This window comes from Neptunicella plasticusilytica, from assembly GCF_047922965.1.
Classification (GTDB): domain Bacteria; phylum Pseudomonadota; class Gammaproteobacteria; order Enterobacterales; family Alteromonadaceae; genus Neptunicella; species Neptunicella plasticusilytica.
The window spans coordinates 4161577-4177626 of the sequence record NZ_CP150481.1; the positions used below are offsets into that span (position 1 = coordinate 4161577).

The window sequence follows — 16050 nt, forward strand, 5'->3', positions numbered from 1 at the left end:
TAAAACATCCTGTACTCGTTGTTATAGTTCGTCCATATACTCAATTAGAGCGAGCTTAACCGCCGAAACCACTTCGTCTTCGATCATTTGTTCTTTTTGTTTGGCGAACTCTATTTTATTGGGAAACACTTTTTCAAACTTGATTGCCCGAAAAACCTCGATATCACGCTGTTCGTCATAGAGTTCCACTTCACTGGTCATTGACACCAGTAACTCCTGATCATCTGACATCTTTTCCAGAAATCCATCAGGATCCTGCAACTTGGCGTTGGTTTCTCGCAATTTGTCCGCTTTTTCGCTGCTTCCAAATAAGTCGCCAAGGCTGGCTAATGTCTCCAGTCCAACATTAGCCATATCCGAAGCACTCATGCCGTCTTTATACGGAGTGAAATTGAATATCGGAGGACTAACCCCGACGATAGGCCCACTTTTGTATTTATTTTTACTATATTTGCCGACTTTGAACTCGCCACCTTTGGAGATAGAGCGTGCAGCCGCTTTGGTCGCGTTTATCAGGTAATTGCCCTCCGCGTCCCGAATTTTCTTTAGATGAACCTTGATAACATCATCTTCATCGTCATCAAACTCGTCGGCGATTGAGTTGAAGCTTGACAGGCAGATTAAAATACCTATAAAAATAATTTTAACAAAAGCATAGGGTTGCGTGTGCTTTGCGCAACGATGAGTGGTCGTTATAGATGTCATGAATATCGTCCCATAAATTCATTAATTGGATACAGCAGTCGTTGATTGATAGGTCCCCCGACAGCTGAATGCAATCCGGCATCTAGGTAATGGATTTCACTAGAGGACTGCTGCATTTTTAATCAATTTTTCCTCAAGATTAAAGCTTTATTTTATGAATTTTTAATAAACCCGCAGGCGATGGCCGATCATTGTTATTTATTTCAGTCAGATCCGTTACACTAGAGCGGTTATCTCATTAGGAAATATTCATGCGCGAATCCAATACATCCGGGCAAACCCATTTCGGGTTTAAAAATGTTGATAAGTCGCAGAAAGCATCGATGGTTGCCGATGTCTTCCATTCTGTGGCGGCTAAATACGACGTGATGAATGATTTAATGTCGATGGGCATTCATCGTTTATGGAAACGCTTTACGATTGATTGCAGTGGCGCAAGGGCCGGACACAAAGTTCTTGATCTGGCGGGAGGGACCGGAGATTTAACCGCCAAATTTTCGCGCATCGTTGGCGCTAATGGACAAGTCATTCTGGCGGATATTAACGACGCCATGCTCAAAGTCGGCCGAGATAAACTGCGTGATAAAGGTATTATTGGCAACGTGGAGTACGTACAGGCCAATGCCGAAGAGCTGCCTTTCCCGGATAATACTTTCGATATCATCACTATTGCTTTTGGTCTGCGCAATGTCACCGATAAAGACAAAGCTCTGGCATCAATGTACCGGGTGTTAAAACCTGGCGGACGATTATTAGTGCTGGAATTTTCCAAGCCGGAGAATGATCTGTTAAACAAAGCCTACGATGCCTATTCATTCCATTTATTACCCAAAATAGGTCAACTGGTAGCTAATGACGCCAACAGTTATCAATATTTGGCGGAATCGATCCGCATGCATCCGGATCAGGAAACACTGAAGAACATGATGGAACAAGCCGGATTTGAGCAGACCACTTATCATAATCTAACCGGTGGTATTGTCGCCTTGCATCGCGGGTACAAATTTTAATGCCCGTAGCGCAACTCGTCACTGCCGTGCTTGAATCAGCAATAAATAAACTGCTGTCAATGGATGAACAGAGTGCTGAGCGGTTGCGACCTCTTACGGGTAAGCAGCTCAAAGTGGATTTGCGTGAATTACCCTGGCCGCTGACATTGGTGTTCAACAATCACATAGAGATACAAGCTAACTCTGCCGCCGACGTTGACTGCACTTTAAAATTATCAGTTGGCACTTTGAACAAATTACAAGATAGCAGCCAGCTAACCCAGTTGATCCAGAACAGGGAACTTGAATTGCTTGGCGACATTCACGTCGCACAAAGTTTTAGTGTATTGATCAAGGATTTGGATATCGACTGGGAAGAACAATTATCCGTTTACACCGGCGATGTGTTTGCCCATCAAACTATGCGTACTGGCAAACGGGCGGGAGCAGCCATCAAAGATACTGCATTACGTTTTGAGTCAACACTACGCGACGCGGCGATTGAAGAAAAAGCCCTGGCACCGCACCCTGTAGCCGTTGAAGCATTCTATCAGGGCGTCAATCAGTTGCGCGCCGACGTGGCGCGGTTTGAAGCGCGGTTAAGCTTGTTTCAACAAAAACGGCAGCGTTAAACAGTGCGTGCATTCCGCTTATACAAGATCAATACAACGTTGTTGCAATATGGCCTGGACGAACTGATCCCGGCCAAATGGCTACCCTGGTATGCTCGTCTGGCGCGTCACAGCATATTCTGGCTTCGCAACCGTTGTCCGGACAAAACACGAGGTGAACGCCTGCGTCTGGCGTTGCAGTCACTCGGGCCGATTTTTATCAAATTCGGCCAGATGTTATCGACCCGCCGTGATTTGTTACCTGCCGATATTGCCGATGAATTAACCTTGCTACAGGATAAAGTCGATCCTTTTGATGGTCATTTGGCCCAACAGATTATTCAACAGGCATTGCAGATCAATTCAATGGATGAGTTGTTCAGTGAATTTAATGTCACCCCGCTAGCCTCGGCCTCCATCGCACAAGTGCACACCGCCAAACTTAAAGCTGATAATAGCGAAGTCATCATCAAGGTGATCCGCCCCAATATCAAAGACACCATTGAAGCCGATATTGAATTACTACGCACCTTAGCCTTAATTGTTAAAAAATGGCTGCCTGACGGCAAACGTTTGCGCCCGGTTGAAGTGGTCAATGAATATGAACGCACCATTATTGATGAACTGAATCTACTGTCAGAAGCCGCCAACGGCGTTCAGCTAAGACGTAACTTCCAGCATTCCAATGCGCTGTATATCCCGTTAATTTATCAGGATCTGTGTCGCAAGAATGTACTTGTTATGGAACGCATCTACGGTATTCCGGTGGCCAATATTGATGAGCTTCATGCCCAGAACACCAATATGAAATTATTGGCCGAACGCGGTGTGGAAGTATTTTTCACCCAGGTATTTCGCGACAGTTTTTTTCATGCTGATATGCACCCGGGTAATATTTTTGTGTCGCGCGACAACCCGCAAGATCCGCAATATATAGGTATCGATTTTGGCATCGTCGGCACCTTGAATAGCGAAGACAAACGCTATCTGGCCGAAAATTTTGTGGCGTTCTTTAATCGCGATTACCTTAAAGTGGCCACTTTACACGTAGATTCTGGCTGGGTTCCCGCCGATACCAATATTGCTGAATTTGAAGCGGCAGTGCGCTCGGTGTGTGATCCGATATTCCAAAAACCACTGGCTGAAATCAGTTTTGGGATTGTGTTGTTGCAACTGTTTAATACCGCACGACGTTTTAATATGGCCGTGCAACCCCAGTTGGTACTGCTGCAAAAGACCTTGCTATATATTGAAGGACTGGGTCGACAGTTATATCCTCAACTTGATTTGTGGCAAACCGCCAAACCTTTTTTGGAGAACTGGATGAAAGAGCAAATAGGGATCAAGGCGATGTTCAAAAAGATGGCCGATAATTTGCCCTACTGGACCGAAAAGCTGCCGGATATGCCCGACTTGGTACATGATACTTTTAAACAGCTCAAACAGTTACCCGAACAGCAACGCCAACAACAATTGTTGCAACTGGAGCAGCAACAAAAAGCCAATAAAGCCCGCTATCTCGGCCTAATTGGTAGCACTTTTATGTTGGTGGCCTGTTTATTGCCGCTAAATCATATTAGCTGGTGGGGATCTGCTGTTTTGGTTGTGATCGGCCTTGGCTGCTGGCTACAAGGCTGGCGATATCATAGTTAGGCAGCCTCAGGATGTTTAACGATGACCAAAATAGCCTTCCACTCTCAAGGCGATACCAACGGAAGTATTAAACTGCTCTTCCCGTCGCCAAATCAGAAAAGGTTCAATTTCAAAAAATAGCCATTCTCGCAGGGCATTTTTTCGCCAACGCATGCTGAGTAAATATTCTTCCGGCCGGTAACTCGGCTGGCTGTTGCCTTCAATATACAAGCCGTAAACCAGTGCGTTTTTTTCATCCATTTGCAAATAGTTATACATGCCATGTTGCCATACCCAGTCGTTTTCACGATCACGATAGTAATAATGATTGTCAAAGCGGAACAACATATTCTGCGACAAGTTGGTTTCATATTGCAGCATTAAATGGGCACCAAAACCGTCACGGCTATAAAAATAGGCGGACGTTTCCCAATTAATATTACTGGTTGGAGAAAGCTCAAAAATACGCCGATACTGACTTTTAACAAAGGGTTGTAGCTTGCGACCAATGCCAATGCGATGCGATACATCACGTTTTTTATCATGCTTGGAGGTCCAGCGTAATGACAGGTTAAAGCGATTCTTATCGGCTACAGCTTCATTGCGGGCCGCCCGAATGGGGACGTTTTGCTCGTCATCATCATAGTCGGAAAACACCAGATCAGTCTGATGTTTGGCATTAGGTAAATTGACCCGCACCCTAAAACGGGTATCAAATTCATTCAGTTCGGTACTGCGCGGCTCCCAGCCAAACATAATACGCGCCTCTCCACCGGCTTTTTCATTAAGATAAAAACTGTCATCCATAAAAAAACTGTCAAACCAGCTCGCTGTTGAATTAACCGATTCGGACACTTCGGCATGCAATGCATCCAGCCATGCCTGGCTTCCCTTCTCGGGTTCCTGTTGTGAACTGGCCCAACCGGTCCAGAACAGACAGCAACCAATAAAAATGAATCTTAATGCCAAATCCGTTTTATCCTTAATCACATTTGAATAAGCACGTTACATCTTTAACTGCCTATTTGATAATGGTAAATAATCAACTTGGGATCAAATCCAGTGACCTTTTCAATTACCTACGTATAATGCACATCATCATGCATTAACAGGAGAATATTATGGCAGGTATCAGTATATGGCAGTTGGCCATTATATTAGTGATCGTTGTATTGCTGTTCGGCACTAAGAAATTCCGTACTCTAGGTTCCGATCTCGGCTCGGCTGTCAAGGGCTTCAAAAAAGCGGTGAGCGATGACGACAAAGATAAAGACGAAGACTTTAACGAGCAAAAAAAAGTCGCCAGCACCACCGACGCCGATAAAAGCACGCAAACACAGGATCAAAAGGACAAGGTCTGATCCATGTTTGATATCGGCTTTTGGGAATTATTGTTAATTGGCGTGGTCGCCCTGCTGGTGTTGGGTCCTGAACGTTTGCCCGGGGCAATACGCTCCGCCAGCAAAACACTGCGTAGCGCCAAATCAATGGTACATGGATTTAAACAGGAAATGAGTGAGCAACTGCGCATTCATGAATTGCATGCTGATCTAAAAAAAGCCGAACAAATGAACATGAAAAACCTGACACCGGAATTGGAAAAAAGCGTCAAAGAACTGACCGATTCTGCCAAATCAGTACAGCACCCTTACGAAAAAGCAGACGATGGCAGCAGCACAAAGCCTTCTTGAACATTTAGTCGAACTGCGCAGTCGATTACTCAAAGCGCTGGTGAGTGTGCTTGGCGTATTCTTGTGTCTGGTTTACTTTGCCAATGATTTATACCACTGGTTAGCTAAACCCTTGCTTGATGTTTTACCTGCCGATACCCAGATGATCGCCACCGATCTCACTGCGCCGTTTTTTGCACCGTTTAAGCTCACCCTGGTACTGTCTTTTTTTATTGCTATCCCTTTTGTGTTGTATCAAATATGGGGTTTTATTGCGCCGGGACTGTATCGCAACGAAAAACGTCTGGTTGCACCGCTATTGCTCTCCAGCACGCTGTTGTTTTATTTAGGTATCGCCTTCGCCTATTTCGTGGTTTTCCCGATTGCCTTTGCTTTTTTTACCGGCATGGCACCACAAGGGGTAACGGTCGCGACAGATATCACCAGTTATCTGGATCTGGTGCTGAAACTGTTTTTTGCCTTTGGTGTATCGTTTGAAATTCCTATTGCCATTATTCTGATGTGCTGGACGGGTATTACCACACCCGCTGCGCTGCGAGAAAAACGTCCCTATGTGATAGTGGGTGTATTTGTGATTGGTATGTTACTCACTCCGCCTGATGTGATTTCGCAAACATTATTGGCTATCCCCATGTGGATCCTGTTTGAAGTGGGTGTGCTCATTGGTGGTATCTACACTCGGGCAGGCGAAGAACAGCAGCCAGAAAGCGAATAGTGAAAAATTTATCCGGTTATTGTTATGCCATTATTTGATATCGGCGTTAACCTTACCAGTCCACGCTTGGCTGACCAACTTGACGATGTCCTGATCAGAGCCCGTCAGGTGGGGGTCAGCGGCGGTTTAATCACCGGCACCGATATCACCCAAAGCCAGACAGCAGTTCAAATAGCCCAGCGGTATCCAGGCGAATTATTTGCCACGGCGGGAATCCATCCCCATTATGCCATTGACGCTGACAACGACTTTATTCAACAGCTAAAAACATTAGCCGAATGCTCTCAGGTCAAAGCTATTGGTGAATGCGGGCTGGATTTCAACCGCAATTTTTCGCCCAGAGACGTCCAACTTAGCGTATTTGAAGCACAGCTTGAACTCGCTTGCGAGTTAAAATTACCGGTTTTTCTGCATGAACGTGACGCCTTTGAGCAACAGATCAATTTGATCAAGAAATACCGTTCACAGCTAGTCGGCGGAGTGGCACATTGCTTTACCGGCAATCGCGCACAAATGGAGCAATACCTGCAGCTGGATCTGTATATCGGCATTACCGGTTGGTTATGCGATGACAAGCGCGGCAAGGACCTGCAAGCAGCTGTTAAACACTTACCCCTTGAGCGTTTATTGCTGGAAACCGATGCACCTTATCTTGCTCCCAAAACGCTTAAACCTAAAGTATCAACCAATGAACCCTGCTATTTACCTGAAATTGCGCGTTATTTCGCCGAAATCAGCCAACAACCCCTCGCCAGCGTAGTCGAACTATCTTATGCTAATGCTCATACTCTTTTTGCTATAAACCTGTAGTTTGACAGGACAATGTTGCCGATTCATCTCAATGAACACTTGAAAAGTTTGCGTAGCTGGTTAGTCCTACTGACTTTTTTCCTGAGCCTTTTTTGTATCTATCGCGTCAGTTTGCTCGACAGGATTACTGCCCCACAGCAAAGGATAAATCAGGGGGTGTTCTATTTGCAGGACGACGATAATCAATATCGCATTGAAGATATTCAAATGTTGGCGGATTCTGCCTGGCAGCCAGTACCAAGTGAGCAACTGTCATTTGGCATGACCACTGCGTCATTCTGGTTTAGTTTTTCAGTCAATCATTTGGATCAAGCAAAAAAATGGTTGCTGGAGTCAGAGTATCCACTGCTTGATCACCTCGACCTGTGGTTTTATACCGAATCCGACTTGCTGGCCGAATACCACTTAGGCGATGCGCTACCCTTTAATCAGCGTAACATTCTTAATGAGCGATTTTTGGTGCCCCTGCCCGAAACAAATCAACCTGTGAGGGTTATTGTTCATGCCCAAACCAGTGGTGCGATGAAACTGCCACTCAACATCTGGGATGAAGCGTCATATATGCTCTTCAGTGGCGAACATAACCTGATGACAGGTCTGTTTTTTGGCTTTATCGCCGCGCTGGCGCTAAGTAATTTTTTCTTTTTCGCCACTACAGGCTCAGTCAACTTTCTGATTTACAGCGCTTTTACCCTATGTCTGGGGCTCACCCTGGCAACGTTGCAAGGCCTGACTTTTAAATACCTATGGCCAGATAGCGTTTGGCTACAGAGCAAAAGCATCGCTGTTCTGGCCAATGCCACCTGTTTATTCGCTGTTGTTTTCACTTACCGGTTGCTGGATATCGGGCAGCACTCCAGGACCATCCATAGGTTGCTGCGCTATCTGGCTGCCAGTTTCGCTCTATCCTCTTTGGCCGCACTTTTTATTCCCTACAGCCTATTTGTCAAAGTATTCCTGGTCGCACTTAGTCTGTGCATTTTACTGCTTAGCATCGCCTGTCTGTGGCTGTGTATCAAACGGGTACGGTTAGCCAGAATCTATACCCTGGCCTGGATCCCGCTATTGGCCAGTGCGCTGCTGGCCAGTCTGGATACACTGGATTATATTAGCCTGTCGGTCCGCGCCGACTATTTGTTGATGGTCGGCGCCACGATTGAAACAACTTTGTTCGCGTTGGTACTGGCTCTGGACTACGGCCAGCAACGACAACAATTTATGGATGCTCATAATCAGGCACTGGCCAGTGAACGGGAGTTACGCCTGACACAAGAAAAAGTCAATGCAGTACAATTACAAGCTCGTGAAGAACTGGAGTATAGCGTTGGCGAGCGGACACTGGAGCTGGAAATAGCGCTACGGGAGCTGTCTGATAAAAATCGCGAACTGGAAGAAATTAATACTATCGATGCGCTTACCGGTATTCGTAATCGGCGTTATTTTGATAGAAAGTATATTGCCGAAGTACGCCGGAGCCGACGCGAACAGACTGAATTATCCATTGCAATGGTAGATATCGATCATTTTAAACAGGTAAATGATCAGTATGGGCATATGGTTGGCGATGAATGTATCCGCTTTGTGGCCCAAACCATTGCAGCTATTGTCAAACGCCCCAGCGATGATGTATGCCGTTATGGTGGTGAAGAGTTCGCCATTTTATTACCTAACACCGACCAGTCAGGTGCCATCTCGTTACTCGAACAACTAACTGAAACTTTCCGCAAAACGCCGGTTTCCACAGCCGCTGGAGACATCAAACTTACCATCAGTAGCGGCATTGCGACGAGTGTGATCCAGTTAGAACAAAATGATTTCAATCTGCTGGAAAGCGCTGACAAGGCTCTCTATCAGGCCAAAAATGAAGGTCGTGACCGGATTGTTTTCATTCCTTTATCCGTCACCGAAACTATTGAAAACTAGGAACCGCTATGCCGCTCAATCCTCATTATCCCTTAACCAGAATGCGCCGCCTAAGAATCTCTGAACCACTGCGCAAACTGGTAGCTGAGTCGACGCTGTCCCCGGCAGATCTGATTTACCCGATGTTTGTAGTTGAAGGAAAAAACCGTACCGAAGCCATTCCGTCCATGCCGGGCATTGAACGCATGTCGATAGATTTGCTGATTAAAGAAGCACAACAACTGGTAGAGCTCGGTATCCCAGCCATTGCCTTATTTCCAGTCACACCTCAGGCACTCAAAAGTGAATGTGCCAGCGAAGCTTTCAACCCGGAAGGACTGGCACAAAAAACCGTTCGGGCGTTGAAACAATCTGTACCCGATATCGCAGTGATCACCGATGTGGCACTGGATCCTTTTACCTCTCACGGTCAGGATGGTTTAATCGATGAACAGGGATATGTCCTGAATGATGAAACTATCCAAGTATTGGTAAAACAAGCCTTATCCCATGCCGAAGCAGGTGCCGATGTTGTTGCTCCTTCGGATATGATGGACGGACGAATTGGCCAGATCCGCCTGGCGCTGGAAAAGCACGGACACTTAAATACAGCCATTATGGCTTACTCTGCCAAATATGCCTCCAGCTACTACGGTCCGTTCCGGGATGCCGTCGGATCGGCCAACAATATTAAAGGCGGGAATAAAAAAAGTTATCAAATGGATCCTGCCAATGGCAATGAAGCGCTACGTGAAATTGAGCTGGATCTTCAGGAAGGGGCCGATATGGTCATGGTAAAACCGGGCATGCCTTATCTGGATATTGTGCAACGTTGTAAACAGCAATTTTCGGTACCGACCTTTGCCTATCAGGTCAGCGGTGAATATGCCATGCACAAAGCGGCTTTCGCCAATGGTTGGCTGGATGAAAACGCGATTATTATGGAATCCTTATTGGCCTTCAAACGCGCCGGTGCCGATGGCATATTAACCTATTTTGCCAAGCAGGCTGCCACGATTCTGGGTCAAAAATAATGACATTGAAATAGCAACCCAATCTGCATAAATCGGAAAAAAATCTATGCATTCAATAAAATAGGTGTATTTTTAGGTGAATCGATAAAACAAAACTAGGCAGGGGGATGCATCCTGTTTGTTGGGGATGGCAGTTATGCAATCGTTGATCAATTCCGTTCAATACTGCGCCACGGTGCAACAAAGCAGCGTGCTGGAATTATTACGTAACGCCAGCAATAACGGCGCAAAATCCCTGCTGGTTTTATGTTGCGATGATCCGGGCAATGATCTTGCTTTCCTGAATAACTGCTTAACCGAATTCGACTTACCTATCTTTGGCGGCGTATTTCCGGGCATTTTGTATGATGACAAAGTCTATGAACAAGGTTTTTTGGTCGTCGCCTTATCAGTTGCTGCCCACATCAGTTTTCATCCCAATCTGAATAACGCCCTACAGCAAGACTTTTCACCGGCTATCGATCTCGATTGTCCGTCAATGATGGTGCTGGTAGACGGCTTGGCGGATAATATCGATTATATGATCCAGCAGTTGTTCCACCGGGTTGGCCGTCAAGTCGATGTCATAGGTGGCGGTGCCGGTTCGTTAAGCTTCGAACAAAAACCCTGTATTATCTGCAATCAAGGGATATTTGCCGATGCCATGTTGCTTGTGGCATTAGAACAACATATCGAACTGGCCATCGGGCATGGCTGGCAAAAGTTGGCAGGGCCATTTCTCGCTACCCACACGCAAGGCAATCGCATTGATAGCCTCAATTTCCAAAGTGCATTAAGTGTCTATCAGGACGCAGTAAGCCAACATACCGAACTGAACTTTGACAGCAGTCCGTTTTTTGATATTGCCAAAACCTACCCATTTGGCCTTGAACGGCTTGATGATGACATGCTGGTACGCGATCCCATTGCAGTCGAAGGACAAAGCCTGGTTTGCGTGGGCAATATTCCCGAGAATACCATGCTGTATATTCTGCATGGCGAGCCGGATACTTTAATATCAGCAGCATCCGATGCAGTCCGACTCGCCTTGAATGTTCAGCCTCAACCTCGGATTTTTGGCGACGCTATCTTATTTGACTGTATCAGCCGCAAGTTATTTTTAACTGGACAATATCAACACGAACTTTCTGCCATTAACGCTAGAATCACAAATAATAGTCATTTAATTGGGGCACTGGTACTGGGCGAAATTGCCTCAAGTAACACGGGAGTTATCAATTTCCATAATAAAACGGCGGTCACTGCCTTAAGCTACCAAATAGCACCGTCGAACTAATTGACGATAGGCTAAAGGACTGAGTTCACATGGATCAAATCAGCCAAACTTTACAGATTGTCTCAATCCAGCATGAACTGGCTATGTCTATCGGGAAAGATTTACACCTCGACAATATGCTGGCTCATTTTCTAACCGCAGCTCAGCGCAGACTCAGCCTTAGCGCAATCCATCTGTTTTATTCACAGCGCGAAACAACATCAGCAACCAGTAACGCCCATAATAGCAACATGGAACATTATCGGTGTTTTCCCAAACAAGGTGAAAATGATAACCAGCAAAAGCACTTTTTGATGGAGCAGCTAGACAGCGCTGTTCCACTCCCGCCAAACGCAGTTCCGCAGGCGTTACGGCAGGGTAACAAACTGTTCTACAAGTTTGCTATCCCAGAGGTAGGCTGGATTGTTCTCGAACGCATCCATTCACCAATTGAACAGGCGATATTAAGCGCGTTGCCGCCTTTATTTACAAGGCTGGCAACCAGCTGCTTGGCATGTATGGAGCATCACAATTTATTAATTGAAGTTGAGGCGCGCAAACAAGCCGAAAAAACTATTGTAAGACAAATTTATACCGATGCCTTAACCGACTTACCCAACCGAAAATTACTCAACTCCAATTTGAACAAGGCGCTGGCCTCGGCCAGACGACACGACTATTTTGGCGCATTGTTCTTTATCGACCTGGATAGATTCAAGATAATCAATGACACCATGGGACATGCCGTCGGCGACGAGTTATTGATTAAACTGACTGATCTGCTCAAACGCTGTGTGCGCGAGGGAGACACCTTGGCGCGGGTTGGAGGGGATGAATTTATTCTACTCACACCCAATCTGTCAAAGGACGAGTCCAACGCTATTTCACAAGCCCACCGTATTGCCGAGAAGTTGACAATGCTGGTCAATCAGCCCATTGGTCTGAGTGAAAACACCCTGTACATGACATTTAGCATCGGTATTTGTATATTTCCTAATCCACAAATCAACCAACTCAGTGTCAATGAAGCAAGCGATATCATCATAAAAAATGCCGATATCGCCATGTACCGGACCAAACACAATACGCGTAACGGATTCCGTTTTTTTGAAAACAAAATGCAGTCGGATGCAATCAAACGGGCCAATATCGAAAAACAACTGCATTTTGCCTTGCAGGAAAATCAGTTCGAGCTGCATTATCAACCCATAGTTGACAGACAGGGGCAACTACTGGCCGCCGAAGCATTGCTGCGCTGGAATAGTCCCAGTCTGGGCATGGTGAGTCCGGCGGAATTTATTCCTATAGCCGAAGAATCGGGACAAATTATCGACATCAGTAGCTGGCTCATGACTGAAGCATGCCGATTTATTGAACAACTGCAAGGTTTGCACTTGTCAAAACCTATGAGTTATATCAGTGTCAATATCAGTCCCAAACAGTTTCGTCATCAGCATTTTGTTGAGCAACTCAAAGCTGTTGTAGAGCGTTACCAGATTGACTTGACCAGACTGAGACTGGAAATAACCGAAGGCATCGCGATCGGCAACGTCGAGACTGCAATTGATAAAATGCGCCAACTGGTGGATGCCGGCTTTCAATTTATGCTGGATGATTTTGGCAGCGGCTATTCATCGCTCTCCTACCTGCACAAAATGCCTTTGAGCGCGATTAAGATAGATAAAAGTTTTATCCGCGACCTGGATACCCGCCAGTCCAATCAAGTGGTGGTTAACGCCATTATTGATATCGCCAACCATTTCAAGTTGGGCTGTATTATCGAGGGGGTAGAGTCAGCCGCAGAAGTGGGTTACCTCAAAAACAGACAAATTAGCGCGTTTCAAGGTTATTATTTTTATCGCCCCATGCCAGCCGACGCATTATTGCAAATTATCCAAAAACAGGACTAGATAACCTCAAGCATCCAGCCGACCCGATATTGCTGCCATTTTTCATTGGCTAACTCGGCATCAATCAGCGGATGCGCTTTTAACCAGCCATCAGGAAAGGTCAGTTTCAGGATATCTGACTCAAATTCCACCACAATATGCGGTAAAGGTTGGGCGTTACGGCGAATACACAAAATGACCGCAATTCTTAATACTCGGGTCAGGATGGCCAGATTCATTTTCAGATAGGTCTGATAACCTTTGAGTACATTCAGCTCGATATTTTGCCGGAAATTATTCACCAGGTCGCGAATACAATCCCTCTGCAAGCGGGTATAGCCTTGTAGCTCCAGATGTTTAAGGATGTAGGCACCGTGCTGGTGGCTGTTTTTATAGTCGATATGCAAACCAATTTCATGCAGCATCGCCGCACCTAGCAGTATCCCTTCGGCATCAAAATTATCACCCCATAACGTAGTTGGCAGTTGCTCGAACAAATCATCTGCCGCTGCCGCAACCCGCACCGCCTGAGCTGTGTCGATATGAAAATGCTGAGCCACCTGGAATATGCCATGCTGACGCAAATTGTCCTCACGCATATCTTCCAGCATTCCGTAAATAAGCCCTTCTCTAAGTGCCCCGCCGGAGATTTGCATGTCTTCGATATCCAAAGCTTCAAACAATGCGATCAGGATCGCCAAACCACTCGGGAAAGGTTGCTTGCGGGATTCTTCGAGTCCGGGAATATCCAGTTTCTGATGTTCATAACACGCTATGCACTGTTGCATCAAATCATGCAAGTAAGCTAAGCGGATACTGTCGTTAATTCCCTGAGTAACCAATATTTCGACTATCGCCTGCGGTGTACCTGATGCCCCCATACACTGCTGCCAATCGTAAGGGATAAACATTTCGGCAACGGTCTGAATCTGTTGCTTGGCGGCATTAATTGCCTGCTGGAAATTGTCGGCAGATAAAAAACCGTCGCTAAAGTAGCGCTCCAGAAATGTCACACAGCCCATGTTCAAACTGGCCAGTTGCAACGGTTCAAAACCCTCTCCTACCACCAGCTCGGTACTGGCCCCGCCAATATCAATCACCAGTGTCTGGCCAATATTGGCTGAGGTATAAGCAACACCTAAATAGATTTGCCGGGCTTCCTCTTCTCCTGAAATCACTTCAATCGGATGTTTCAGAATAGCTTCACCTTCACGCAGGAATTCCTCGGCGTTATTTGCCAGCCTGAGAGTGGCGGTGGCAACTACTTTGAGGTTTTCAGGGGGGATATCTTCGATGCGTTCGGCAAAGGCGCGTAGACATTCCCAGCCACGTTCGAGACTGGCCTGATCCAGATTAGAATCGTCATCCAGACCGGCCGCCAGACGGATTTTTTGTTTTACCTTGCCAATAATCTGCACCGATCCGGCGAAGACTTTGACTATCACCATATGGAAGCTGTTAGAGCCAAGATCGATAGCAGCGTATAGCTGCTCCTGTTGATATTTGCTGTTAGGTAAATCCCTGGCCATTATCGCTTATTATATTTTTTCCCGGACGACGGTCGTTTGTTGTATGGCTTGCCACTTTGCATCCGTTTACGATGCTGGATTTTCGGTGGCGTCACATCATCCAGCAGCGCATCAGACCGGTAATCTGATACCGGAATAGAATGACGAATATAATCTTCAATGGCTGGCAAGTTAAGTGCATATTTTTCACAGGCAAAACTGATAGCGTGGCCACTTTCACCCGCCCGGCCGGTACGGCCAATACGGTGCACATAATCTTCGGCATCATCAGGTAAGTCGTAATTAAATACATGAGTGACTTTATCAATATGCAATCCGCGCGCCGCGACATCGGTGGCCACCAGAATATCCAGTTCACCGCGGGTAAAACGCTCCAGAATCTGTAAACGTTTCTTTTGTGGTACATCACCACTTAATAAACCAACCCGATGTTGATCCGCTTCCAACCAGGCCGCAACATTTTCGCAGCTATGCTTGGTATTGGCAAAGACGATGGCCTTATCTGGCCACTCGTTTTCCAGCAAGGTTAACAGCAGTAACATCTTGTCTTCGTTGGACGGATAAAAAAGCTCTTCCTGAATCCGGCTTCCGGTCATTTTCTCGGCTTCGACCTGAACATGCACAGGATTATTCATATGTTCATAGGCGAGTTCCTGTACCCGGAATGACAAGGTCGCAGAAAATAGCATGCTCAAACGCTCCGCCGGCTTGGGCATGCGTCTAAGTAGGTAACGAATATCTTTGATAAAGCCCAAATCCAGCATACGATCGGCTTCATCCAGCACCAGTACCTGAATATGCTCCAGTGAGAAAATATTCTGCTTGTAGTAATCGAGAATACGTCCGGTCGTGCCGATAACGATATCGACCCCCGCTTCAAGCTGCTCACGCTGACTCTGGTAGCCTTCCCCACCATAAATCAGTCCCAGACTTAAACCGGTATGCTTGCTGAGCAATTTGGCATCTTTATGGATCTGGATAGCCAGTTCACGGGTTGGCGCCATAATAATCGCCCGGGGTTGCCCGCTGCGTTGTTCTTGATGGGTTAACAGGTAATGAAAAGTCGCCACCAAAAACGCAATGGTTTTACCCGTTCCGGTTTGCGCCTGACCGGCAATATCGTGCCCGTCCAGCAAATGGGGAATACTCAATGCCTGTATCGGTGTACAATGCTCGAAATTGGCTTCCTGGAGTCCACTCAAAACATCAGGGTGGATCGCCATTTCGGAAAAGTGTGTTTCAGTTAAATGTGTAGTTTGCATAGCTTATAGCTTATCAGTGCTTGCAT

Annotated in this window: 15 protein-coding genes; 11 read left to right on the forward strand and 4 right to left on the reverse strand. The window is 46.2% G+C overall.

Going from position 1 to position 16050, the window contains the following annotated elements; all coding sequences use genetic code 11:
• Window positions 1-21 precede the first annotated feature (21 nt).
• Window positions 22-705, reverse strand: coding sequence for a hypothetical protein (locus tag V1467_RS18790; protein ID WP_416306514.1), 684 nt, complete (start codon window positions 703-705; stop codon window positions 22-24).
• Window positions 706-956: 251 nt separating this feature from the next.
• Between V1467_RS18790 and ubiE the strand changes: the two genes are divergently transcribed.
• From ubiE to ubiB, 3 genes are read left to right on the forward strand one after another with little or no spacing between them, the layout of a single operon-like run.
• A complete protein-coding gene (ubiE, locus tag V1467_RS18795; protein WP_416306515.1) occupies window positions 957-1715 on the forward strand; it encodes a bifunctional demethylmenaquinone methyltransferase/2-methoxy-6-polyprenyl-1,4-benzoquinol methylase UbiE in 759 nt (252 codons plus the stop codon).
• Window positions 1715-2326, forward strand: a complete 612-nt coding sequence (locus tag V1467_RS18800) for a ubiquinone biosynthesis accessory factor UbiJ (RefSeq protein ID WP_416306516.1) — start codon at window positions 1715-1717, stop codon at window positions 2324-2326. Before ubiE ends, V1467_RS18800 begins: the two co-directional genes overlap by 1 nt.
• A gap of 3 nt (window positions 2327-2329) precedes the next feature.
• Window positions 2330-3958: a ubiquinone biosynthesis regulatory protein kinase UbiB gene (ubiB, locus tag V1467_RS18805; protein ID WP_416306517.1), complete on the forward strand. Its 1629-nt coding sequence runs from the start codon at window positions 2330-2332 to the stop codon at window positions 3956-3958.
• A 15-nt stretch (window positions 3959-3973) separates the two neighbouring features.
• On the opposite strand, the gene V1467_RS18810 is transcribed toward ubiB, so the two are convergent.
• A complete protein-coding gene (locus V1467_RS18810; protein ID WP_416306518.1) occupies window positions 3974-4906 on the reverse strand; it encodes a hypothetical protein in 933 nt (310 codons plus the stop codon).
• 152 nt (window positions 4907-5058) lie between these two features.
• On the opposite strand from V1467_RS18810, the gene tatA reads away from it, so the two are divergent.
• The 8 genes from tatA (at window position 5059) to V1467_RS18850 (ending at window position 13254) form a co-directional block, all read left to right on the forward strand.
• Entirely contained in the window at window positions 5059-5298 is a 240-nt protein-coding gene (gene tatA / locus V1467_RS18815; RefSeq protein ID WP_416306519.1) for a twin-arginine translocase TatA/TatE family subunit, read from the forward strand.
• 3 nt (window positions 5299-5301) lie between these two features.
• Complete coding sequence (gene tatB, locus V1467_RS18820; RefSeq protein WP_416306520.1) at window positions 5302-5628, forward strand: Sec-independent protein translocase protein TatB; 327 nt, start codon at window positions 5302-5304, stop codon at window positions 5626-5628.
• On the forward strand, window positions 5603-6343 hold the full coding sequence (gene tatC, locus V1467_RS18825) for a twin-arginine translocase subunit TatC (protein ID WP_416306521.1): 741 nt from the start codon (window positions 5603-5605) through the stop codon (window positions 6341-6343). Before tatB ends, tatC begins: the two co-directional genes overlap by 26 nt.
• A 24-nt stretch (window positions 6344-6367) precedes the next feature.
• Window positions 6368-7153: a TatD family hydrolase gene (locus V1467_RS18830; protein WP_416306522.1), complete on the forward strand. Its 786-nt coding sequence runs from the start codon at window positions 6368-6370 to the stop codon at window positions 7151-7153.
• A 12-nt stretch (window positions 7154-7165) separates the two neighbouring features.
• A complete protein-coding gene (locus V1467_RS18835) occupies window positions 7166-9076 on the forward strand; it encodes a diguanylate cyclase (RefSeq protein WP_416306523.1) in 1911 nt (636 codons plus the stop codon).
• A gap of 8 nt (window positions 9077-9084) precedes the next feature.
• Window positions 9085-10089, forward strand: coding sequence for a porphobilinogen synthase (gene hemB, locus V1467_RS18840; protein WP_416306524.1), 1005 nt, complete (start codon window positions 9085-9087; stop codon window positions 10087-10089).
• A gap of 136 nt (window positions 10090-10225) precedes the next feature.
• A complete protein-coding gene (locus tag V1467_RS18845) occupies window positions 10226-11365 on the forward strand; it encodes an FIST signal transduction protein (protein ID WP_416306525.1) in 1140 nt (379 codons plus the stop codon).
• 29 nt (window positions 11366-11394) lie between these two features.
• Window positions 11395-13254, forward strand: a complete 1860-nt coding sequence (locus V1467_RS18850; RefSeq protein WP_416306526.1) for a putative bifunctional diguanylate cyclase/phosphodiesterase — start codon at window positions 11395-11397, stop codon at window positions 13252-13254.
• On the opposite strand, the gene V1467_RS18855 is transcribed toward V1467_RS18850, so the two are convergent.
• Both V1467_RS18855 and rhlB read right to left on the reverse strand, forming a co-directional pair.
• A complete protein-coding gene (locus tag V1467_RS18855) occupies window positions 13251-14762 on the reverse strand; it encodes a guanosine-5'-triphosphate,3'-diphosphate pyrophosphatase (RefSeq protein ID WP_416306527.1) in 1512 nt (503 codons plus the stop codon). The genes V1467_RS18850 and V1467_RS18855 overlap by 4 nt on opposite strands.
• Window positions 14762-16024, reverse strand: a complete 1263-nt coding sequence (gene rhlB, locus V1467_RS18860) for an ATP-dependent RNA helicase RhlB (RefSeq protein ID WP_416306528.1) — start codon at window positions 16022-16024, stop codon at window positions 14762-14764. The genes V1467_RS18855 and rhlB overlap by 1 nt, the downstream gene beginning before the upstream one ends.
• Window positions 16025-16050 lie beyond the last annotated feature (26 nt).